The organism is Starkeya nomas (assembly GCF_902703545.1).
GTDB classification, from domain to species: Bacteria; Pseudomonadota; Alphaproteobacteria; order Rhizobiales; family Xanthobacteraceae; genus Ancylobacter; species Ancylobacter moscoviensis.
This window is the reverse complement of record NZ_CACSAS010000001.1, coordinates 3,407,503-3,426,017: the sequence shown is the minus strand read 5'-3', so window position 1 is coordinate 3,426,017 and position 18,515 is coordinate 3,407,503. Positions and strand designations below refer to the sequence as shown.

The following is an 18,515-nucleotide window of genomic DNA, read 5'->3' as shown; positions in this document are numbered from 1 at the left end:
TTCAGCGGTCCGCCGGCTTGTCGGCCGGCGGCTCGACGCCGTGGCGGGTCATCAGCGGCACCTGCGCCATAGCGAAGACCAGCGTCAGCGGCAGATAGACGAAGGTCTTGAAGGCGACCCACATATCCGTCGACACCGTGCGCCAGACGACCTCGTTGAGCACCGCCATGACGAGAAAGAACACGCCCCAGCGTATGGTCAGCTCGCGCCAGCCCTGATCGGTCAGCACGAAGACGTCGCCCAGCACATAGGGCAGCAGCGGCTTGCGGAGCCACAGGCCGCCGAGCAAAGCGAGGCCGAACAGCGCGTTGACCATGGTCGGCTTCATCTTGATGAAGTGATCGTCCTGCAGGACGATGGTGAGCGTGCCGAACACCAGCACCACGCCGGCCGACACCAGCGGCATGACCGCGATCTTGCGCGCCACGATCCACATCACCGCCAGCGCCGCGAAGGTGGCGACCATGAAGGCGCCGGTGGCGACATAGATGCCGCCGCGCCCGTTGGCGATGAAGAAGACCACCAGCGGGCCCAGCTCCAGCGCGAATTTGAGCAGCGGATGCATGGTGCGCAGGCGCGTCTCGGACGGGGTGTCGGTCATGGTCAGCCCTCCAGTCCGACGATGGCGCGGGCGAAGTCGCGCGCCTCGAAAGGTTGCAGGTCGTCGATGCCCTCGCCGACGCCGATGAGATGCACCGGCAGGCTATGCCGGGCGGCGATGGCGACGAGGATGCCGCCGCGCGCGGTTCCGTCCAGCTTGGTCATGACGAGGCCGGTGACGCCCGCCACCCGCTTGAACGCCTCGACCTGCTGAAGCGCGTTCTGCCCCACCGTGGCGTCGAGGGTGAGCACCACCGCGTGCGGCGCCGTGGGATCCTGCTTCTTGATGACGCGGACGATCTTCTCGAGTTCCGCCATCAGTTCGGCGCGGTTCTGCAACCGGCCGGCGGTGTCGATGATGAGCACGTCCGCACCCTCGGCGCGCGCCTGCTGTAGGCCGTCGAAGGCAACGCCGGCGGCATCCGCGCCCGGTGCACGGGCGACGATGGAGGCACCGGTGCGCTCCGCCCACACCTTGAGCTGTTCGATGGCGGCGGCGCGGAAAGTGTCGCCGGCGGCGAGCACGACCTTCTTGCCCTGTGCCTTCAGGGTTGAGGCGAGCTTGCCGATGGTGGTGGTCTTGCCCGAGCCGTTGACGCCGACCATCAGCAGCACGAAGGGCTTGATGTCGGCGGCGAACACCAGCGGATGGGCGACAGGCCTGAGCACCGCCTCGATCTCGTCGGCGACGAGCGCGCGCACCTCGTCAGGCTCGATGCTCTTGTCGTAGCGCCCCTTGCCGACCGCCTCGGCGATGCGGGTGCTCGTCTCCACGCCGAGATCGGCACGGATGAGCACGTCCTCGAGGTCCTCGAGCGTGTCCGCGTCGAGCTTGCGCTTGGTGAAGAGGTCGGTGATGCCGGTCGAGAGCCCGGACGCGGTGCGGGTCAGGCCCTGCGTCAGGCGCTTCCAGAAGCCGGGGCGGGAGGCGGTATCGTTGGTGTCGGTCATATCGGTCATGCCGCGATCAGCCGCGCGCCGTCATGGCCGGCGATGCGTACGGAAATGAGGGTGCCGGGCGCGAGAGCGCGCGCCAGCCGGACGGGGGTGAAGCCGGCGGTGCGGGCGATGCCGCCGCGCTCGGCCAGCACCTCGCGGCTCATCCCGACTTCGCCGGCGAGGTGGCGCAGCAGCGCCTCCGCGCCCTTCTCGCGCAGGCGGCGGGCACGGTCCTTTATCACCTCGCCGGCGACCTGCGGCATGCGCGCGGCCGGCGTGCCGGGACGCGGCGAGAAGGGGAAGACGTGCAGATGCGTCAGCCCGCATGCGTCGACGAGGTCGAGCGAGGCACGGAACTGGCCTTCCGTCTCGGTCGGGAAGCCGGCGATCAGATCGGCGCCGAATACCATGTCGGGTCGCAGGCGGCGCGCCTCCTTGCAGAAGCGAACGGCGTCGCGGCGGAGGTGCCGGCGCTTCATGCGCTTGAGCACGAGATCGTCGCCGGCCTGCAGCGAGAGGTGCAGATGCGGCATCAGCCGCTCCTCCTCGGCCAGCGCCCGCAGGAGGTCGTCGTCCGCCTCGATGGAATCGATGGAGGAAAGCCTGAGTCGCCTCAGCTCCGGCACATGCTTCAGCAGCGCGCGTACCAGCACGCCGAGGCGGGGCGCGCCGGGCAGGTCGGCGCCCCAGGAGGTGAGGTCGACGCCCGTCAGCACCACCTCGCCGAAGCCCTGCTCCACAAGCGCACGCACGCGTTCCACCACCGCGCCCATCGGCACCGAGCGCGAGTTCCCGCGGCCATAGGGGATGATGCAGAAGGTGCAGCGATGGTCGCAGCCATTCTGCACCTGCACGAAGGCGCGGGTGTGCCCGTCTATGGTGTCGGCCGGCCCGTCGACGAGGTGCGGCGCGGTCTCGCGCACCGCCATGATGTCGCCGACGAGGATCTTCTCCTCAGTGCCGATGCCGAAATCGAGCGGAAAATCGAGCGCTTGGCGCGTCGCCGCCCAGCTTGCGGGCGACATCTTCTCTTCATTGCCGAGCACGCGGTCGACTTCTTCCATGCGGGCGAAGCCGGCCGGCTCGGTTTGCGCGGCGCAGCCGGTGACGACGATGCGGCGCGCGGGGTCCTCGCGCTTCAGCCGGCGGATCGCCTGGCGCGCCTGCTTCACCGCCTCGCCGGTGACGGCGCAGGTGTTGACGATGACGGCGCGCTCCAGCCCGGCGGCGCCGGCCATCGCCCTGGCGGTGGCGGAATCGAGCGCGTTCAGTCGGCAGCCGAAGGTCACGACCTCGACGGTGGAGGCTTGCGACATCAGGCGGCGCCGACGCCGGTGGGCGCGTCCAGCATGGCGGCGGTGAGCCGGCCGTCGAACTCGAACACGGCCGGGCCGGTCATGAGGATGTGGTCGTCGCTCTCGCGCCAGTCGATGACGAGATCGCCGCCGGGCAGGGTGACGGTGACGCGCCGGCCGGTGAGGCCGTTGCGGGCGGCGGCCACGGCGGCGGCGCAGGCGGCCGAGCCACAAGCCTTGGTCAGGCCGGCGCCGCGCTCCCACACCTTGAGCACGATGTGTTCCGGCGAGACGACCTGAGCCGCCGAGATGTTGGCCCGCTCGGGGAACACGGGATGGTGCTCCAGCTCCGGCCCGTAGCGGCCGAGATCGACTGCCTCGACGTCGTGCACCCAGAAGATGGCGTGCGGGTTGCCGACATTGACCACGGAGGGCGCGCGCAGCACCGGCGCCTCGGTCGGGCCGGCCTGCAATTCGATGGCGCGGGTGTCGGCCACCGGGCCGGCAAGCGGAATATCGTGCCAGCCGAAATGCGGCACGCCCATATCCGCGGTGACGGCGGCCGTCGCTCCGGAGGCCGCGCGAGTGGCCGAGACCGTGCAGTCGAGAAGGCCCGCCACGCTTTCGAACACGATGTGGTGTTCGCCGGTGCGGCCCGCCTCATAGAGGGCGATGCAGCGCGTGCCGTTGCCGCAGGCGCCGGCTTCCGATCCGTCGGCGTTGATGATGCGCACGAAAGCGGCCGTGCCTTCGCTCCGCGGCGGATAGAGCGCCATGATCTGGTCGAAGGGCAGGGCCTGCGGACGGGCCAGGGCGCGCGCTTCCTCCTCCGGCACGGCGAGCGGGGCGTCGCGCAGGTCCAGCACGACGATCTCGTTGCCGAGGCCGTTCATCTTCACGAAGGGGCGGTTTTCCAGCGCTGCCATGATCCGGTTCGCGGCTTCCGACCGTGGGACGGGGGTTGGGACAGGGTTGCCGTCCTTATATGGCGAAGCGCCAAGGATTGGCCAGACTCGATGGCCAAACTCGGTCCATTCCCGGGGTGAGGCGCGGGCCGTCGCGGGCGGGGGCGGACAATGCTAGTACTCGACCCGCGCCAATACCCGACTCGCGCCCGCGCTGGTGAACCGATGACATTCGAGATCTCGACCGCTCGCGTCCTCCTGCGACGGCTGTGTGTGCTGTTCCTGCTCGCGGCCTTTTCGGTGCCGTCGCCGGTTCTGGCGCAGACGGCGCCCGCCGAACCACCTGCTGCAACTCCGCCGGCCGCGAACCCGCCTGCTGCTGCGCCAGAATCCCCTCCGGCCGATGCCCCGACCACGCCGCCGGCCGGCGCACCGGCCGATCCGGCGCCGCTCGACGATGACGACATGGTGGCGCCGCCGGTGGTCGATCCGAAGGCCGTCGATACCCAGTCGATCGCCCCCGCCACCGATCCGCTCAAGCGGCCGGACGGATTCGGCGACGAGGCGGAGCTGAAGCCGGTCCCTGTGCTGATGAAGAAGGCGCATGCGAGCTGGGACGAGGCCTTCGCCACCATCGTCGCCACGCTCAAGCAGATCGACGCCGAGATCGCGCGGCTGAAGCTGAAGTCGAACGGCGCGCCCTTCATCATCTACACGTCGACGGACGATCTGGGCTTCGATTTCGAGGCGGCGGTGCCCTTCGAGGGAGCGACGATGGACAAGCCGCAGAACGAGGTCGTCTTCTCCGCCTCGCCGGCCGGCAAGGCGCTACGCTTCACCCATCGCGGCCCCTATGACGCGATGGACCCGACCTATGAGCAGATCGCCAACCTGCTCGACGCCAAGGATCTGGAGGCGCAGGATCTCTATATCGAGGAATACCGCTCCGACCCGCGCACGACCTCGCCGGACGATCTCGTCATCGACATCTGGGTGCCGCTGAAGTGAAGAGGCAGGGCGCGGAGCCGGCATTCGCCTCGCCCGCCGCTCTGTGCTATGAGGCGCGTAAACACATATCCTCGATAAAGCGATGAACCTGATCGATACCACTGCGGCCACCGCCGCCGGGGCGGGTGCCGCCGTCGAAGCGCACCGCCCGGACATGACGCGCACGCCAGTGAGGCGTTCGCTCGCCGGGCTCGACCGCGCGAGCCTCGCCGAGGCGCTGGCGGAGATCGGCGTGCCCGAGCGCGAGCGTCGCATGCGCGTTGCACAGCTCTGGCACTGGATCTATTTGCGCGGCGTCACCTCCTTCGACGCCATGACCAATGTGGGCAAGGGCCTGCGGGAGAAGCTCGCGGGTGCGTTCACCCTCGATCGCCCGGAGGTGGTGGTCGAGCAGGTGTCGAACGACGGCACCCGCAAATGGCTGCTGCGCCTGCCGCCGGACATCGCCGGCGACAAGCCGCACGACGTCGAGATGGTCTACATCCCCGAGAGCGACCGCGGCACGCTGTGCGTCTCCTCTCAGGTCGGCTGCACGCTCAACTGTTCGTTCTGCCATACGGGCACGCAGCGCCTCGTGCGCAACCTTTCCGCCGCCGAGATCGTGGCGCAGGTGATGGTGGCGCGGGATCGCCTGGGCGATTATCCCGGCATGGAGCGCGCCGTCGGCCCCGGCCTGCCGACCGAGGGTGACCGGCTCGTCACCAACATCGTGTTCATGGGCATGGGCGAACCGCTCTACGCCTACGACTCGGTGGCCAAGGCCATCGAGGTGCTGGCGGATGGCGAGGGGCTCGGCATCGGCAAGCGGCGCATCACCGTCTCCACCTCGGGCGTGGTGCCGGAGATCGAGAAGCTGGGGCGCGAGGTCGGGCCGATGCTCGCCATCTCGCTGCACGCGGTGCGCGACGAGCTGCGCGACGTGCTGGTGCCGATCAACAAGAAGTATCCGCTGAGAGAGCTGCTCGACGCCTGCCGCAACTACCCGGCGGCGTCGAACGCCAAGCGCATCACCTTCGAATACGTCATGCTCAAGGGCGTGAACGACAGTCCGGCCGACGCCAAGGCGCTGGTGAAGCTGCTCGCCGGCATACCGGCGAAGATCAACCTGATCCCGTTCAACCCGTGGCCGGGCACGAAATACGAGTGCTCGGACTGGGAGACCATCGAGCAGTTCTCCGACATCGTGTTCCGCGCCGGCTATTCGAGCCCGGTGCGCACGCCGCGCGGGCGCGACATCCTCGCCGCCTGTGGCCAGCTCAAGAGCGAGACCGAGAAGCTCTCCGCCCGCGAGCGCCTGGCGCTTCGCGCCATGGCGGCATCGGCCGAATAGGGGACGGCGATGCTCGACCATGTCGGTTTTCCCGTCGCGGATTTCGAACGCTCGCGCGCCTTCTACCGCGCCGCCCTCGCTCCGCTCGGCATCGACGTGGTGATGGAGGCGACGGCGAAGGAGACCGGCGGCGCGGCGCATGCCGGCTTCGGCGCGAACGGCAAGCCGTTCTTCTGGATCGGCTCGGGCGGCGCGCTGGCGGCGACCGGTGACGGGCACCTGCATGTGTGCTTCGCCGCGCCGGACCGGGCGAGCGTCGATGCGTTCCACGCGGCGGCGCTGGCGGCCGGCGCGCGGGACAACGGGTCGCCGGGGCTGCGCCCGCACTATCACCCGGATTACTATGCCGCCTTCGTGCTCGATCCCGACGGGCACAACATCGAAGCGGTCTGCCACAAGCCGGTGTGAGGATGGACAACCTTCTGCGTCTCCTGCTGCGCTTTGTCGTGGTGCCGTTCGGCATGGTCGCCGGCTTCATCGCCACCTTCGTCGTGGTCGTGTTCGGCTACTGGCAGCTCGGCGACCTCATCAGCGGCGCGACGGAAGTGCAGGCGCTGGCGCTGGCGGACACGCTCTCGGCGGCCTCCATGGCGCTGTCGGCGGTGGCGATGACCATGTGGGCCATCGCCTTCGTCGGGATCCTGTTCGCCGAAGCCTTCGCGGTGCGTTCCTGGATCTTCCACGCGGCGAACGGGGCGGTCTCGGCCTGGCTCGCCGCCTCGCTCTTCACGCCCTATCCCGACACGCCGGTGCCGTTCGACGGCGACCTCTACATCGTCGGCGCCGGGCTGGCTGGCGGGCTCGTCTACTGGCTGGTGGCCGGATGGAGCGCGGGCTTCTGGAAGCCGGTCGGCGCGGCTCGCGTGGGCGAGCCACCTGCCGCCCTGCCACCATCTTCCCCGACGCCCCCGCTTCCGCCGTCCCCGCCCCCTCCGGCCGCCTGAGCCGGCAGGAGGGGATTCCGCACGCGCGCACGGGATGACGGGGTTGCGCCGGACGGCGCCATGCCTATAGTCCGCGCGCTTTCTCGGCCTTCGGCCCTTCTCTCGTGCGGAACGCATCATGGCTCACGACATCAAGCGGGTGGTCCTCGCCTATTCCGGTGGTCTCGACACTTCGGTGATCCTGAAATGGCTGCAGACCACCTATGGCTGCGAGGTGGTGACCTTCACCGCCGATCTCGGGCAGGGCGAGGAACTGGAGCCGGCGCGCAAGAAGGCGGAGCTGCTGGGCATCAAGCCCGAGCACATCTTCATCGAGGACGTGCGCGAGGAGTTCGTCTCCGAATACGTCTTCCCGATGTTCCGCGCCAACGCGCTCTATGAGGGGCTGTACCTGCTCGGCACCTCGATCGCCCGGCCGCTGATCTCCAAGAAGCAGATCGAGATCGCCCGCAAGGTCGGCGCCGACGCGGTCGCCCACGGCGCCACCGGCAAGGGCAACGACCAGGTGCGCTTCGAGCTGAGCTATTACGCGCTGGAGCCGGAGATCAAGGTGATCGCGCCCTGGCGCGAATGGGACCTGACCTCGCGCACGAAGCTGCTCGAATTCGCCGAGAGCCACCAGATCCCGATCGCCAGGGACAAGCGCGGCGAGGCGCCGTTCTCCGTCGACGCCAACCTCCTGCACTCCTCCTCGGAGGGCAAGGTGCTGGAGAACCCGGCCGAGGAAGCGCCGGAATACGTCTATCAGCGCACCATCTCGCCCGAGGCGGCGCCCGACAAGGCGACCTACATCACCGTGGGCTTCGAGAAGGGCGACGCGGTCTCCGTCGACGGCCTCGCGCTCTCGCCGGCGGCGCTGCTGACCCGGCTGAACGAACTCGGCAAGGAGAACGGCATCGGCCGTCTCGACCTCGTCGAGAACCGCTTCGTGGGCATGAAGTCGCGCGGCGTCTACGAGACCCCCGGCGGCACCATCCTGCTGCAGGCACATCGCGGCATCGAGAGCATCACGCTCGATCGTGGCGCGGCGCATCTCAAGGACGACCTGATGCCGCGCTATGCGGAGCTGGTCTATTACGGCTTCTGGTTCTCGCCCGAGCGCGAGATGCTGCAGGCGCTGATCGACAAGAGCCAGGAATTCGTCACCGGCGAAGTCCGGCTCAAGCTCTACAAGGGCAATGTCGAGGTGGTGGGGCGTTCCTCGCCTTACTCGCTCTACAACCAGGACCTCGTCACCTTCGAGGAAGGCGCGGTCGCCTACGACCACCGTGACGCGGCCGGCTTCATCAAGCTCAACGCGCTGCGCCTGCGCACGCTGGCCAACCGCACCCGGCGCATCGGCGTGTGAGAGCCCCCGCAGCGTCGGGACCGGACACGCTCAAGAGATGAATGGTCGGGCTCTGCCCGGCCATATTTCTTTATCGGCGGCGCGCCCGGCTACCTATGAACCGTCAATCCAGCGGCACCTTGCGGTTCTCGCCGAGCTCGGGTGGGCGGCCGGCAAGGCGCGCGGCGGCGAGCCTGAGACCGACGAGGATCGAGCTCGACGGGCCGTCCCAGTATTCCGCCTGCTCGGGAAGGAAGCGCAGCACCTGGATGTTCGGGTCGTTGCGGCCCTGAGGCCACCAGACGGCAGCCGCGTCGTTCCACAATTGGTCGATCCTGGCACGGTCCTCGATCACTTCGCTCTCGCCGGAGAGCGAGAGGAAGTCGCGGCCGGTCTTGTCCGAGAAGACCAGCGCCGATTGCGGATCGTGTGGCAGTTCCTCGTCCTTGTGGCCGCGCCGGTCGGAAAGGAACCAGACGCAGTTTTCCTCGCGCGAGGGGAAGGCGTGCATCGGCCGGGCCCGCAGGGTCAGGCCCTGCTTGGTCACCAGCATGCAGGTGCGGATGGCGTCCATCATCTCCCAGACGTGGTCGACGGCGCCGGCGGTGGTCTTCTCGTCCATGGCGTACCTCCTCGTCTTCAGGGGCAACACGGCGCGGCGCCGGTGGTTCCCGTCTTCCGGGCGCTGGAAAGCATGCGGGTAAATCCGCTGTGCTGTCATGACGATGGAGGTATGCTGGCGAAAGCCCGCCCGAGGAGATTCCCATGCCCTGGTCGCTCACCGTCGGACATGTCTATGGCACCGCGGTCCGCATCCACGTTACCTTCCTGCTGTTCCTGATCTGGATCTGGGCCGCCTATTACCAGCAGGGAGGGACCGGCGCGGCGTGGGAGGGCGTGGCCTTCGTGGCGCTGCTGTTCCTGTGCGTGCTGCTGCACGAGTTCGGCCATATCTTCGCGGCGCGGCGCTACGGGGTGAAGACGCCCGAGGTGACGCTCTGGCCCTTCGGCGGCATCGCCCGGCTGGAGCGCATCCCCGAGAAGCCCTCCGAAGAACTCGTGGTCGCCATTGCCGGACCGCTGGTGAACGTGGTGATCGCGGCGGTGCTGCTGCTCTTCCTCGGCGGCAATGTCGGGGTCGAGCACATCGAGAACATCGAGAATCCGCAGATCGGCCTCGCCGCCAAGCTGGCGGCGGCCAACATCTTCCTCGTCGTGTTCAACCTCATTCCCGCCTTCCCCATGGATGGCGGGCGGGTGTTGCGGGCGATCCTGGCCATGAACATGAGCCATGCCCAGGCGACGCAGACCGCCGCTTCCATCGGTCAGGCGCTGGCCGTCGGCTTCGGCATTCTCGGCATCTTCGGCAATCCGATGCTGATCATCATCGCCGTCTTCGTCTTCCTCGCCGCCTCCAGCGAGGCGGGGGCGGTGCAGATGAAGCAGGCGGCGCAGGGGCTGCTGGTCGAGGACGCGATGATCACCCAGTTCGAGACGCTGGGGCCGCAGGCGAGCGTGGGCGACGCCGCCGAGGCGTTGATCCGCACCACGCAGAAGGAGTTTCCCATCGTCGACGGCGCCGGCAAGCTGCGCGGCGTGCTCACGCGCGACGCCATGATCCACGCGCTGCAGGCGCAGGGGCCGACGGCTCCGGCGATCGAGACCATGCAGGGGGAGGTGCCGACCGTCGGGACCCGTTCGCCGCTCGACCGGGCGCTCAAGCTGATCACCGAAAGCGGCGCGCCGGTGGTGGGCGTGCTGGACGGCGAGGGCCGGCTGGTCGGCCTGCTGTCGCCGGAGAATGTCGGCGAGATGATGCTGCTGCGCGCCGCCCAGCCGGAAGCGCGCTTCGGCCCCTGGGCAAAGCGGCCGACCGCCTGACGAGGCGAGGCGTCAGCCTTCCTTGACGCCGGTGACCGGTGTGAAGGAAGGCGGGTCGCTCGCCGGGAAGGATTCTTCCAGCGTCTCGTCGACCTCTTCCTCGGTCGGCGGCAGGTTTTCCTCGGCGGTGGGCGGGGGCACCTTGCCGGTGATGCCGCTCAGGGCCGGCGGATCGCTGGCGGGGAAGGTCTCTTCCACGGATTCGTCGACCTCGCGCTCCGTGTATTCGGGAGAACCGGGTTTGCCGTTGTTCTGCGCCATCTCGATCCCTCCTCATGCGTTCTCTCAAACTGGGCTGGCGGCGCGGCGCGTTCAAGTGTCGAACGCCTGAAGACCCGATTGTTTTCGAAAGGTCGGAACCTTTTTTCGCCAGCAGCGTTCCTACCAGTTGCCGCGTCCGTCGGAGCGCGGGCGCGGTCCAAGCTGCCTGTCGCGGAATTCTGAGGAGGTAGGTTCATGACGCCTGATCACGAACCCGTCCGGCTGCAATACTGGCCGCCGTCCCATGCCGTCGATGCCCCGGACGGCTGGCCCGATTCATACGAGTTCGGCACGGTGGAGGACGCCGTCGCCTTCGCCATGACCCAGTCGCCCGCCAACCGCGAGCTGGCGTGGCTGCGTACCGCCGATGGCCAGATCCTCAAGCCGCCGCAGATCCGGCGGCTGTGGGAGTTACGCCAGCCGGACTAGGTTTCGGCGGGGCATTCGCCTTGCAACGTTGATATTCGAGGCGTTCTGAGTATAGTGCGCCGCAAAATTCATCGCGGGTCCGAAGCCCTTCGGGCCCGCTTTTTGGTTGTTTTCATATGAAGCTGCGCAACATCGCCATCATCGCCCACGTCGACCACGGCAAGACCACGCTGGTGGACGAGCTGCTGAAGCAGTCCGGCTCCTATCGTGAGAACCAGCGCGTCGCCGAGCGTGTGATGGATTCGAACGACCTCGAAAAGGAGCGTGGCATCACCATCCTCGCCAAGGCCACCTCGGTGGTCTGGAAGGATACCCGCATCAACATCGTCGACACGCCCGGCCACGCCGACTTCGGCGGCGAGGTGGAGCGCATCCTCAACATGGTGGACGGCGCCATCGTGCTGGTCGACGCCGCCGAGGGCCCGATGCCGCAGACCAAGTTCGTGGTCGGCAAGGCGCTCAAGGTCGGCCTGCGTCCCATCGTGGCGATCAACAAGGTCGACCGGCAGGACGCCCGCGCGCAGGAAGTCATCAACGAGGTGTTCGACCTCTTCGCGGCGCTCGACGCCACCGATGAGCAGCTCGACTTCCCGATCCTCTACGGGTCCGGCCGCAACGGTTGGATGGCCCATTCGCCGGAAGGCCCGAGCGACGAGGGCATGGCGCCGCTGTTCGATCTCGTGCTCAAGCATGTGCCGGAGCCGACCGTCGAGGAAGCGCCGTTCAAGATGATCGGCACGCTGCTGGAGGCCAACCCCTTCCTCGGCCGCATGCTCACCGGTCGCATCACCTCCGGCACCATCAAGCCGAACCAGGCGGTGAAGGTGCTGGCGCAGGACGGCTCGCTGGTCGAGCAGGGTCGCGTCTCCAAGATCCTCGCCTTCCGCGGCATCGAGCGCCAGCCGATCGAGGAAGGCGTCGCCGGCGACATCGTGGCCATTGCCGGCCTTTCCAAGGGCACGGTGGCCGACACCTTCTGCGACCTGTCGGTCGACACCCCGCTGAAGGCGCAGCCGATCGACCCGCCGACCGTCACCATGACCTTCATCGTCAACGATTCGCCGCTGGCCGGTACCGAGGGCGACAAGGTGACCAGCCGCGTCATCCGCGATCGCCTGCTGCGCGAGGCGGAGGGCAACGTCGCCCTGAAGATCGAAGAATCGACCGAGAAGGACTCGTTCTACGTCTCCGGCCGCGGTGAACTTCAGCTCGCCGTGCTGATCGAGACCATGCGCCGCGAGGGCTTCGAGATCGCCGTGTCGCGCCCGCGCGTGGTGTTCACCAAGAACGAGGCCGGCGAGACGCTGGAACCGATCGAGGAAGTGCTGATCGACGTCGACGAGGAATTCTCCGGCGTCGTTGTCCAGAAGATGTCGGAACGCCGCGCCGAGATGGTGGAGATGAAGCCCTCCGGCGGCAACCGCGTGCGCCTCGTGTTCTACGCCCCGACCCGTGGCCTCATCGGCTACCAGTCGGAGCTGCTGACCGACACGCGCGGCACCGCCATCATGAACCGGCTGTTCCACGAATACGCGCCCTACAAGGGCGAGATCGCCGGCCGCACCAATGGCGTGCTGATCGCCAACGAGGCGGGCGAGGCGGTGGCCTATGCGCTGTGGAACCTTGAGGATCGCGGCCCGATGATGATCGAGCCGGGCTGGAAGGTCTATCAGGGCATGCTGATCGGCGTGCACACGCGCGACAACGACCTCGAGGTGAACGTTCTCAAGGGCAAGAAGCTCACCAACATCCGCACCACCTCCAAGGACGAGGCGGTGCGCCTGACGCCGCCGATCCGCATGACACTGGAGCGGGCGCTGGCCTGGATCCAGGACGACGAGCTGGTCGAGGTGACGCCCAAGTCCATCCGCCTGCGCAAGCGCCTGCTCGACCCCAACGAGCGCAAGCGCGAGGAGCGCCGCAAGGAAGCCGAGGGCGTCTGAGCCGTCCGGGTTGCGGCCGCGCGGCCTCCCGTCGTCAGGGCGCTGGAGCCCTGACGCGACGGCATGCGGGTGCCCGGCGTGGCGTCCGCGCCACGCCCCGGTGGAACGATCGTGCTTTTGTCGCGGAAAGACCTTGATCCGACGGGGCGCTTTTGCTCCCATCGGAACATGAGCACGCTTCTTGTCGAGACGCGCCGGGCTCGACCGGCCGATGCCGCCGACATCGCCGAGATCCATGACTCGGCGTGGCGCTTCGCCTATCGCGGCCTCATTCCCGGCGCCGAGCTGGAGAAGATGGTCCTGCGTCGCGGCCCGGCCTGGTGGGAGACCGCCCTGAAGCGCGGCTCGCGCGTGGTCGTGTTGACCTTCGGTGACGCGGTGGCCGGCTACGCCAATGTCGGGCGCAACCGGGCGCGCGGCCTGCCCTATGAGGGCGAGATTTACGAGCTCTATCTGCGGCCGGAATATCAGGGGCTGGGCTTCGGCCGCCGCCTGTTCTCCGATGCGCGCAAGGAACTGGCCAATGCCGGCTTCGACGGGCTGGCGGTGTGGGCGCTGGCGGCCAACGAGCCGGCACTGGGCTTCTACCGCGCCATGGGCGGCATCGGCGTCGCCCGCTCCACCGAGACCTTCGGCAGTCGCTCGCTGGAAAAGCTGGCCTTCGGCTGGAACGGCTGAGACCCGCCCCTCACATTCTTCGATGACGGCCTTCGTCAGGCGGTAACCAGCGCCTGAAGGCGGGCGGCGATGTCGGCGGCATCGCCGTTCAGCCGGAAGCTCTTGGTGCGGCCGGTCGCGCCCGACACCAGCTCGACCCGCGACGGCGCGATGCCGCCGGCCTTGGCGAGCAGCTTTGCCAGCGCCGCATTGGCCTTGCCGTCCTCCGCCGCCACCGAGACACGCGCCTTCAGGGCTGAGCGGCCGTCGCCGAGCTCGACGAGGCCGTCTATCGCGTCGCGCCCACCACGGGGCGTCGCGCGCACCGTCACCACCACCGCATCGGCGGTGACGGTCCAGGGCGGGGACGCGCTCACGTACCCGCCACGACCTCGAAGACGAGGTTGCGGATGAAGTAGAGCAGGATGATCAGGATGACCGGCGAGATGTCGATGCCGCCGAGATTGGGCAGCAGCCGGCGGATGGGCGCCAGCACCGGCTCCGTCACCCGCCACAGGAACTCGCCGACATTGCGGACGAACTGGTTGTGCGGGTTGACGACGTTGAACGCCACCAGCCACGACAGGATGGCCGAGCCGATGAGAATCCAGACGTAGAGGGTGATCAGCGTGTCGAACAGCCAGAGTATCGAATACATCGGGAGCCTCGGAACAAGGGCCTGCGGCGGCGCGGAAACGACCTGCCGCAAAGATGCTTAATGGCGCCGCCGCATTGCGGCAACCCTGATTCACAGGCCGGTCGCTTCGGGGTGTCGAGCCGCCTTGACAGCGGGCGGGCGGCGACCGTACAAGGCGCGGCCTGAAGCGTGGGGCCGTAGCTCAGTTGGGAGAGCGCTGCAATCGCACTGCAGAGGTCAGGGGTTCAAATCCCCTCGGCTCCACCAGGCTTCCCAAAATCCCCAATCCTCTGAAATCCAGCCCTGCCGGACGTTTCCCGGCCGGGCCGCGCGTCGTCGTGGCGGTGATGGAACCGCCCGCTCCCGGTAAGAACGAAGCTCCGGGAGCTCACTCGCCGTTGGGGCGTCCCACGCCGACATATTTGAAGCCGCGGCCGACGAGGTCGGCCGGGGGATAGATGTTGCGCAGGTCAACCACGATCGGGCGGCGCAGCAGCGTCTTCAGCCGGTCGAGGTCGAGCGCCCGGAAGGCGTCCCACTCGGTGACGATGACGAGGCAGTCCGCGCCCTCGGCGCAGGCATAGGCACTGGCCGCGTATTCGACCTCCGCCGGCAGCACCTTGCGGGCCTCGTCCATGCCGACGGGATCGTAGGCGCGCACCTGCACGCCCCGGTCCAGCAGCGACTGGACGATGTTGATCGCCGGGCTGTCGCGCATGTCGTCGGTGTTCGGCTTGAAGGTGAGGCCGAGCACGGCCACCGTCGCTCCGCGTGGCGGCGTGCCCATGGCCTCGATCACCCGGCGGCCCATGGCGGCCTTGCGGCTCTCGTTCACCGTGGTCACGGTCTCGATCAGCCGCAGCGGGGCGCCGGCCTCCTGCGCGGTGCGCATGAGGGCGAGCGTGTCCTTGGGGAAGCAGGAGCCGCCATAGCCGGGGCCCGCATGCAGGAATTTCGGGCCGATGCGGCGGTCGAGGCCGATGCCGCGGGCCACCTCCTGGACATTGCCGCCGACCTTCTCGCACAGGTCCGCCATCTCGTTGATGAAGGTGATCTTCATCGCCAGGAAGGCGTTGGAGGCGTATTTGATCAGCTCGGCGGTGTTGCGCTCGGTGAACAGCAGCGGCGCGGCGTTGAGTGACAGCGGGCGGTAGAGCGCCGTCATCACTTCGCGGGCGCGCGGATCCTCCGTGCCGATGACGATGCGGTCCGGCCGCTTGAAATCCTCGATCGCGGCTCCCTCGCGCAGGAACTCCGGGTTGGAGACCACCGCGATGTCCGCCTCCGGCGCTTCCTCGCGGATGATGTGCTCGATATCGGTGCCGGTGCCGACCGGCACGGTCGACTTGGTGACGACGACGGTGAAGCCGTTCGCCGCGCGGGCGATCTCGCGGGCGGCCGCGTGCACATAGGAGAGGTCGGCATGCCCGTCGCCGCGCCGCGAGGGCGTGCCCACCGCGATGAACACGACCTCCGCCTGCCGGACGGCCTGGGTGAGGTCGGTGGCGAAGCGGAGCCGGCCGGCCGCGACGTTGCGGCGGACGAGATCGTCGAGCCCGGGCTCGAAGATCGGAATCTCGCCCCGGCCGAGGCGCTCGATCTTCGAGGCATCCTTGTCGACGCAGACGACCTCGTGGCCGAAATCCGAGAAGCAGGTGCCGGAGACGAGACCGACATAGCCCGTACCGATCATCGCAACGCGCATGGAGAACTCTCAGTCTGGCTTCCGGCAGCACGCGGCGCGGGGGGCGCCGGGCCTTCGGCGAGGGCTTCGTGCCCCCTTTATCCAATCGCGCGTCCCATTTCGAGAGGGGGCGCGCAAAGCGGCGCGAGAGGCAGAGAGCACATGCCGTGCCTTGCCAGAGTTCTGCGTCGGTTTCGCGACACGCATCCGAGGCGCGCGCACGGCGAATTGATGACGCGACGTCAAGACGTAACATTCATGAGCAAGTAAAACAGAATGCAGATATTCAATAATCATACATTAGACTAATTAAAAACAAGCAATTACAAAATGTTTAGTTGACATATCGGTCATCCGGGAGGGATTAGGCGGCGACAACATCGTCTTCTGTCCGGTGCTTCCCGCCCATGCGCCTCGGCCTCCACCATAATGCCGTCCTCTGGTCCGTCCGCCGCAGCGCGTTGCTGGTGCTGGCGTTCGTTCTTCTGGCGATGGCACATCCGGCGATGGCGGATATCGCGCTGAAGGACGTGACCGGGCGCGAGGTGCGCCTTGCCCGGCCGGCGAGCCGGCTGCTCATCGATGACGGGCGCTTCCTGATCGCGCTTTCGCTGATCCATCCCGACCCGGTGAGCGTGCTCGCTGCCTGGCCGCGCGACATCAACCGTATCGGTAAGCGCACCTTCGACGCCTACAAGGCCAAGTTCCCCGCCATCGACAGCCTCGCCAAAGTGGCGAGCTCCGCCGGTTCGCTCTCGGTCGAGCAGGTGGTGGCGGCGCGGCCGGACCTCGCGGTGTTTTCTCTCGGCTCGCAGCCCTCCGACGAGGAGCGCGCGCGCATCGAGGCGGCCGGCATCCCCGTGGTGGTGATCGACTTCTTCACCCATCCGCTTGCCAATCTGGAACCGAGCCTGCGTCTCCTCGGCGCAGCGACCGGCCGTCAGGCACAGGCCGAGGACTTCCTCGCCTTCCGCCGCGCCCGTATCGACGCGGTGCGCGCGAAGGTCGAGGGACTCACGGACGGCGAGCGCCCGCGCGTCTTCCTCGAGCCGCATGCCGCCATGACCGCGGACTGCTGCAATTCGCCGGGGCGGGGCAATGTCGGCGACATCATCGAGGCGGTGGGCGGCACGAATATCGGCGCGGCGGTGATCCCGCGCGCCTTCGGCAAGCTCAACCTCGAATATGTCATCGCCCAGGACCCGCAGGTCTACATCGCCACCGGCGGCAGCCACATGGAAGGCACCGGCGGGCTGCTGATCGGGCCGGAATACAGCCTGGAGCGGGCGCGCGAGACGCTGGCGCGCGTCGTCGCCCGGCCGGGCTTCGGCGGGCTGGCGGCGGTACGCGACAAGCGCGTCCACGGCCTGTCGCACCAGATGCTCAACTCGCCGCTCGACCTCTTCACCGTCGAGATCCTGGCGAAATGGATTCACCCCGAGCGCTTCGCCGGGCTCGATGTCGGCCGGACGGTGGAAGAGGTGAACGCGCGCTTCCTCGCCGTGCCGGTCGAGGGGCCCAACTGGATCGATCTCGACTGATGCGCGGCGGCAAGCCGGGGCCGTCCGCGCATCGCAACCCGACCTCATTCATCAACGGAGAAACGTCATGCCGAACGACGCGACCTTTGCCCGGCCCCGCCTGCGCCTGCGCTCCATTGCCCTCGCCACGGTGGCGGTGTTCGGCCTCGCCGGCGCGGCTTTCGCCGATCCGGAATATGTGAAGTCGGCCAAGCCGGGTGCGGGGCTCTACGAGCTCGTCTTCAGCGCGCCGATGAACCGTGTCTATGTCGCCGCCGCCGGCGCGCGCGGTGCCAGCGAGACCTTCGTCTACGCGCTCGATCCGGCGACGCTGGAGACCAAGGAGACGATCGCGCTCGGCGACGACCCGGTCTTCGGCCTCGGCATCAACAACAAGACCAAGACCCTCTACGGCACGCAGACCCGCGACGGCTCGCTCGCGGTGATCGACCTCGCCAGCGGCAAGGTCGTCGCCAAGCTCGCCAAGGGCGAGAAGGCGCATGTGCGCGAGGTGGCCGTCGACGAGGCGGCGAACCGCGCCTACGTCACCGTCACCGGCCGCCGCGACAAGTCCTCCTCCGTGTGGGTGATCGATGGCGCCAAGAACGAGATCGTCGACACGATCGACGATCTGCCCGGCGCCGTCACCGGCATCGCTCTCGATGCGAAGGGCAACCGCCTGTTCCTTTCCGCCCTGGAGAGCAACGAGGTCCATGTCGTCGATCTCGGCAGCAAGAAGGTGACGACCTTCCCGTCGGGCGGCGAAGGGGCGATCAATCTCGCCTACGACGCGTCGGGCGATCAGGTCTTCGTCGCGCATCAGGGCTCCGGCGAGGTCGCCGTGCTCGATGCGAAGGACGGCAAGGTGGTCAAGAAGATCCCGACCGGCGCTGGCGCGCTCAGCCTCGCCATCGATTCCGGGCGCAGCATCCTCTATGTCGCGAACCGGCAGGGCGGCTTCGTCACGCTGGTCGACACCAAGACGCTGGAACCGATCGCCAATGTCGTGACCGGCTCGATGCCGCAGACGGTCACCGTCGATGCCGCTTCGGGCAACGCCTATGTCTCCAATAAGCTGAAGACCGCCGGCCGCCCGCGTCCGCCGGCTCCGCCCGCCGGTGCCGCTGCCGCCCCCGGCGCCGCGCCGGCTCCCGC

Annotated in this window: 20 protein-coding genes and 1 tRNA gene; 12 read left to right on the top strand and 9 right to left on the bottom strand. The window is 68.1% G+C overall.

Features of this window, described 5'->3' with window-relative positions; translation table 11 throughout:
• Position 1: 1 nt before the first annotated feature.
• From STARVERO_RS16320 to dapF, 4 genes are read right to left on the bottom strand one after another with little or no spacing between them, the layout of a single operon-like run.
• The gene (locus STARVERO_RS16320; RefSeq protein ID WP_144340959.1) at positions 2 to 601 is read right to left on the bottom strand and encodes a septation protein A; all 600 of its coding nucleotides are present in this window, start codon (positions 599 to 601) and stop codon (positions 2 to 4) included.
• A gap of 2 nt (positions 602 to 603) precedes the next feature.
• Positions 604 to 1,560: a signal recognition particle-docking protein FtsY gene (ftsY, locus tag STARVERO_RS16315; RefSeq protein WP_159600074.1), complete on the bottom strand. Its 957-nt coding sequence runs from the start codon at positions 1,558 to 1,560 to the stop codon at positions 604 to 606.
• Positions 1,557 to 2,855, bottom strand: a complete 1,299-nt coding sequence (mtaB, locus tag STARVERO_RS16310; RefSeq protein ID WP_159600072.1) for a tRNA (N(6)-L-threonylcarbamoyladenosine(37)-C(2))-methylthiotransferase MtaB — start codon at positions 2,853 to 2,855, stop codon at positions 1,557 to 1,559. The genes ftsY and mtaB overlap by 4 nt, the downstream gene beginning before the upstream one ends.
• Positions 2,855 to 3,760 carry a diaminopimelate epimerase gene (dapF, locus tag STARVERO_RS16305; protein ID WP_159600070.1) on the bottom strand — a complete coding sequence of 302 codons (906 nt, stop codon included), beginning with the start codon at positions 3,758 to 3,760 and terminating at the stop codon, positions 2,855 to 2,857. The genes mtaB and dapF overlap by 1 nt, the downstream gene beginning before the upstream one ends.
• A 204-nt stretch (positions 3,761 to 3,964) precedes the next feature.
• On the opposite strand from dapF, the gene STARVERO_RS16300 reads away from it, so the two are divergent.
• The 5 genes from STARVERO_RS16300 (at position 3,965) to STARVERO_RS16280 (ending at position 8,369) form a co-directional block, all read left to right on the top strand.
• Positions 3,965 to 4,747, top strand: a complete 783-nt coding sequence (locus STARVERO_RS16300; protein ID WP_159600068.1) for a GyrI-like domain-containing protein — start codon at positions 3,965 to 3,967, stop codon at positions 4,745 to 4,747.
• An 82-nt stretch (positions 4,748 to 4,829) separates the two neighbouring features.
• Positions 4,830 to 6,077 carry a dual-specificity RNA methyltransferase RlmN gene (gene rlmN / locus STARVERO_RS16295; RefSeq protein WP_159600066.1) on the top strand — a complete coding sequence of 416 codons (1,248 nt, stop codon included), beginning with the start codon at positions 4,830 to 4,832 and terminating at the stop codon, positions 6,075 to 6,077.
• A gap of 9 nt (positions 6,078 to 6,086) precedes the next feature.
• Positions 6,087 to 6,485: a VOC family protein gene (locus tag STARVERO_RS16290; protein WP_159600064.1), complete on the top strand. Its 399-nt coding sequence runs from the start codon at positions 6,087 to 6,089 to the stop codon at positions 6,483 to 6,485.
• A 2-nt stretch (positions 6,486 to 6,487) separates the two neighbouring features.
• A complete protein-coding gene (locus STARVERO_RS16285; RefSeq protein WP_159600062.1) occupies positions 6,488 to 7,021 on the top strand; it encodes a hypothetical protein in 534 nt (177 codons plus the stop codon).
• Positions 7,022 to 7,139: 118 nt separating this feature from the next.
• A complete protein-coding gene (locus tag STARVERO_RS16280) occupies positions 7,140 to 8,369 on the top strand; it encodes an argininosuccinate synthase (protein ID WP_159600060.1) in 1,230 nt (409 codons plus the stop codon).
• Positions 8,370 to 8,472: 103 nt separating this feature from the next.
• On the opposite strand, the gene STARVERO_RS16275 is transcribed toward STARVERO_RS16280, so the two are convergent.
• Positions 8,473 to 8,970, bottom strand: a complete 498-nt coding sequence (locus STARVERO_RS16275; RefSeq protein ID WP_159600058.1) for a pyridoxamine 5'-phosphate oxidase family protein — start codon at positions 8,968 to 8,970, stop codon at positions 8,473 to 8,475.
• A 143-nt stretch (positions 8,971 to 9,113) separates the two neighbouring features.
• Between STARVERO_RS16275 and STARVERO_RS16270 the strand changes: the two genes are divergently transcribed.
• Entirely contained in the window at positions 9,114 to 10,229 is a 1,116-nt protein-coding gene (locus STARVERO_RS16270; protein ID WP_159600056.1) for a site-2 protease family protein, read from the top strand.
• Between the two features lie 12 nt (positions 10,230 to 10,241).
• Here the strand turns inward: STARVERO_RS16270 and STARVERO_RS16265 are convergent, their stop codons facing one another.
• Positions 10,242 to 10,490 carry a hypothetical protein gene (locus STARVERO_RS16265; protein ID WP_159600054.1) on the bottom strand — a complete coding sequence of 83 codons (249 nt, stop codon included), beginning with the start codon at positions 10,488 to 10,490 and terminating at the stop codon, positions 10,242 to 10,244.
• A gap of 195 nt (positions 10,491 to 10,685) precedes the next feature.
• On the opposite strand from STARVERO_RS16265, the gene STARVERO_RS16260 reads away from it, so the two are divergent.
• The 3 genes from STARVERO_RS16260 (at position 10,686) to STARVERO_RS16250 (ending at position 13,540) form a co-directional block, all read left to right on the top strand.
• Positions 10,686 to 10,919, top strand: coding sequence for a hypothetical protein (locus STARVERO_RS16260; RefSeq protein WP_144340947.1), 234 nt, complete (start codon positions 10,686 to 10,688; stop codon positions 10,917 to 10,919).
• Positions 10,920 to 11,035: 116 nt separating this feature from the next.
• Positions 11,036 to 12,862 (top strand): translational GTPase TypA, encoded by a 1,827-nt coding sequence (gene typA / locus STARVERO_RS16255; protein WP_144340946.1) that lies wholly within the window; start codon positions 11,036 to 11,038, stop codon positions 12,860 to 12,862.
• A 168-nt stretch (positions 12,863 to 13,030) separates the two neighbouring features.
• Positions 13,031 to 13,540, top strand: coding sequence for a GNAT family N-acetyltransferase (locus STARVERO_RS16250; protein ID WP_144340945.1), 510 nt, complete (start codon positions 13,031 to 13,033; stop codon positions 13,538 to 13,540).
• A gap of 35 nt (positions 13,541 to 13,575) precedes the next feature.
• Here STARVERO_RS16250 and STARVERO_RS16245 read toward each other — a convergent pair whose 3' ends face one another.
• Both STARVERO_RS16245 and STARVERO_RS16240 read right to left on the bottom strand, forming a co-directional pair.
• On the bottom strand, positions 13,576 to 13,896 hold the full coding sequence (locus STARVERO_RS16245) for a DUF167 family protein (RefSeq protein ID WP_159600052.1): 321 nt from the start codon (positions 13,894 to 13,896) through the stop codon (positions 13,576 to 13,578).
• Positions 13,893 to 14,177, bottom strand: a complete 285-nt coding sequence (locus STARVERO_RS16240; RefSeq protein WP_144340943.1) for a YggT family protein — start codon at positions 14,175 to 14,177, stop codon at positions 13,893 to 13,895. Before STARVERO_RS16240 ends, STARVERO_RS16245 begins: the two co-directional genes overlap by 4 nt.
• Before the next feature lie 170 nt (positions 14,178 to 14,347).
• On the opposite strand from STARVERO_RS16240, the gene STARVERO_RS16235 reads away from it, so the two are divergent.
• Positions 14,348 to 14,423: transfer RNA gene (locus STARVERO_RS16235), tRNA-Ala, on the top strand.
• 121 nt (positions 14,424 to 14,544) lie between these two features.
• On the opposite strand, the gene STARVERO_RS16230 is transcribed toward STARVERO_RS16235, so the two are convergent.
• Positions 14,545 to 15,861 carry a UDP-glucose dehydrogenase family protein gene (locus STARVERO_RS16230; RefSeq protein WP_159600050.1) on the bottom strand — a complete coding sequence of 439 codons (1,317 nt, stop codon included), beginning with the start codon at positions 15,859 to 15,861 and terminating at the stop codon, positions 14,545 to 14,547.
• A 386-nt stretch (positions 15,862 to 16,247) separates the two neighbouring features.
• Here STARVERO_RS16230 and STARVERO_RS16225 point away from each other — a divergent pair, with 386 nt between their 5' ends.
• A complete protein-coding gene (locus STARVERO_RS16225) occupies positions 16,248 to 17,381 on the top strand; it encodes an ABC transporter substrate-binding protein (RefSeq protein ID WP_159600048.1) in 1,134 nt (377 codons plus the stop codon).
• Between the two features lie 67 nt (positions 17,382 to 17,448).
• On the top strand, positions 17,449 to 18,515 hold a 1,067-nt coding region (locus STARVERO_RS16220; RefSeq protein WP_159600046.1), incomplete at its 3' end, for a YncE family protein.

Coding starts and splice junctions, on each gene's coding strand:
- STARVERO_RS16320 (WP_144340959.1), bottom strand. CDS start 601: ATGACCGACACCCCGTCCGAGACGCGCCTGCGCACCATGCATCCGCTG.
- ftsY (WP_159600074.1), bottom strand. CDS start 1,560: ATGACCGATATGACCGACACCAACGATACCGCCTCCCGCCCCGGCTTC.
- mtaB (WP_159600072.1), bottom strand. CDS start 2,855: ATGTCGCAAGCCTCCACCGTCGAGGTCGTGACCTTCGGCTGCCGACTG.
- dapF (WP_159600070.1), bottom strand. CDS start 3,760: ATGGCAGCGCTGGAAAACCGCCCCTTCGTGAAGATGAACGGCCTCGGC.
- STARVERO_RS16300 (WP_159600068.1), top strand. CDS start 3,965: ATGACATTCGAGATCTCGACCGCTCGCGTCCTCCTGCGACGGCTGTGT.
- rlmN (WP_159600066.1), top strand. CDS start 4,830: ATGAACCTGATCGATACCACTGCGGCCACCGCCGCCGGGGCGGGTGCC.
- STARVERO_RS16290 (WP_159600064.1), top strand. CDS start 6,087: ATGCTCGACCATGTCGGTTTTCCCGTCGCGGATTTCGAACGCTCGCGC.
- STARVERO_RS16285 (WP_159600062.1), top strand. CDS start 6,488: ATGGACAACCTTCTGCGTCTCCTGCTGCGCTTTGTCGTGGTGCCGTTC.
- STARVERO_RS16280 (WP_159600060.1), top strand. CDS start 7,140: ATGGCTCACGACATCAAGCGGGTGGTCCTCGCCTATTCCGGTGGTCTC.
- STARVERO_RS16275 (WP_159600058.1), bottom strand. CDS start 8,970: ATGGACGAGAAGACCACCGCCGGCGCCGTCGACCACGTCTGGGAGATG.
- STARVERO_RS16270 (WP_159600056.1), top strand. CDS start 9,114: ATGCCCTGGTCGCTCACCGTCGGACATGTCTATGGCACCGCGGTCCGC.
- STARVERO_RS16265 (WP_159600054.1), bottom strand. CDS start 10,490: ATGGCGCAGAACAACGGCAAACCCGGTTCTCCCGAATACACGGAGCGC.
- STARVERO_RS16260 (WP_144340947.1), top strand. CDS start 10,686: ATGACGCCTGATCACGAACCCGTCCGGCTGCAATACTGGCCGCCGTCC.
- typA (WP_144340946.1), top strand. CDS start 11,036: ATGAAGCTGCGCAACATCGCCATCATCGCCCACGTCGACCACGGCAAG.
- STARVERO_RS16250 (WP_144340945.1), top strand. CDS start 13,031: ATGAGCACGCTTCTTGTCGAGACGCGCCGGGCTCGACCGGCCGATGCC.
- STARVERO_RS16240 (WP_144340943.1), bottom strand. CDS start 14,177: ATGTATTCGATACTCTGGCTGTTCGACACGCTGATCACCCTCTACGTC.
- STARVERO_RS16230 (WP_159600050.1), bottom strand. CDS start 15,861: ATGCGCGTTGCGATGATCGGTACGGGCTATGTCGGTCTCGTCTCCGGC.
- STARVERO_RS16225 (WP_159600048.1), top strand. CDS start 16,248: ATGCGCCTCGGCCTCCACCATAATGCCGTCCTCTGGTCCGTCCGCCGC.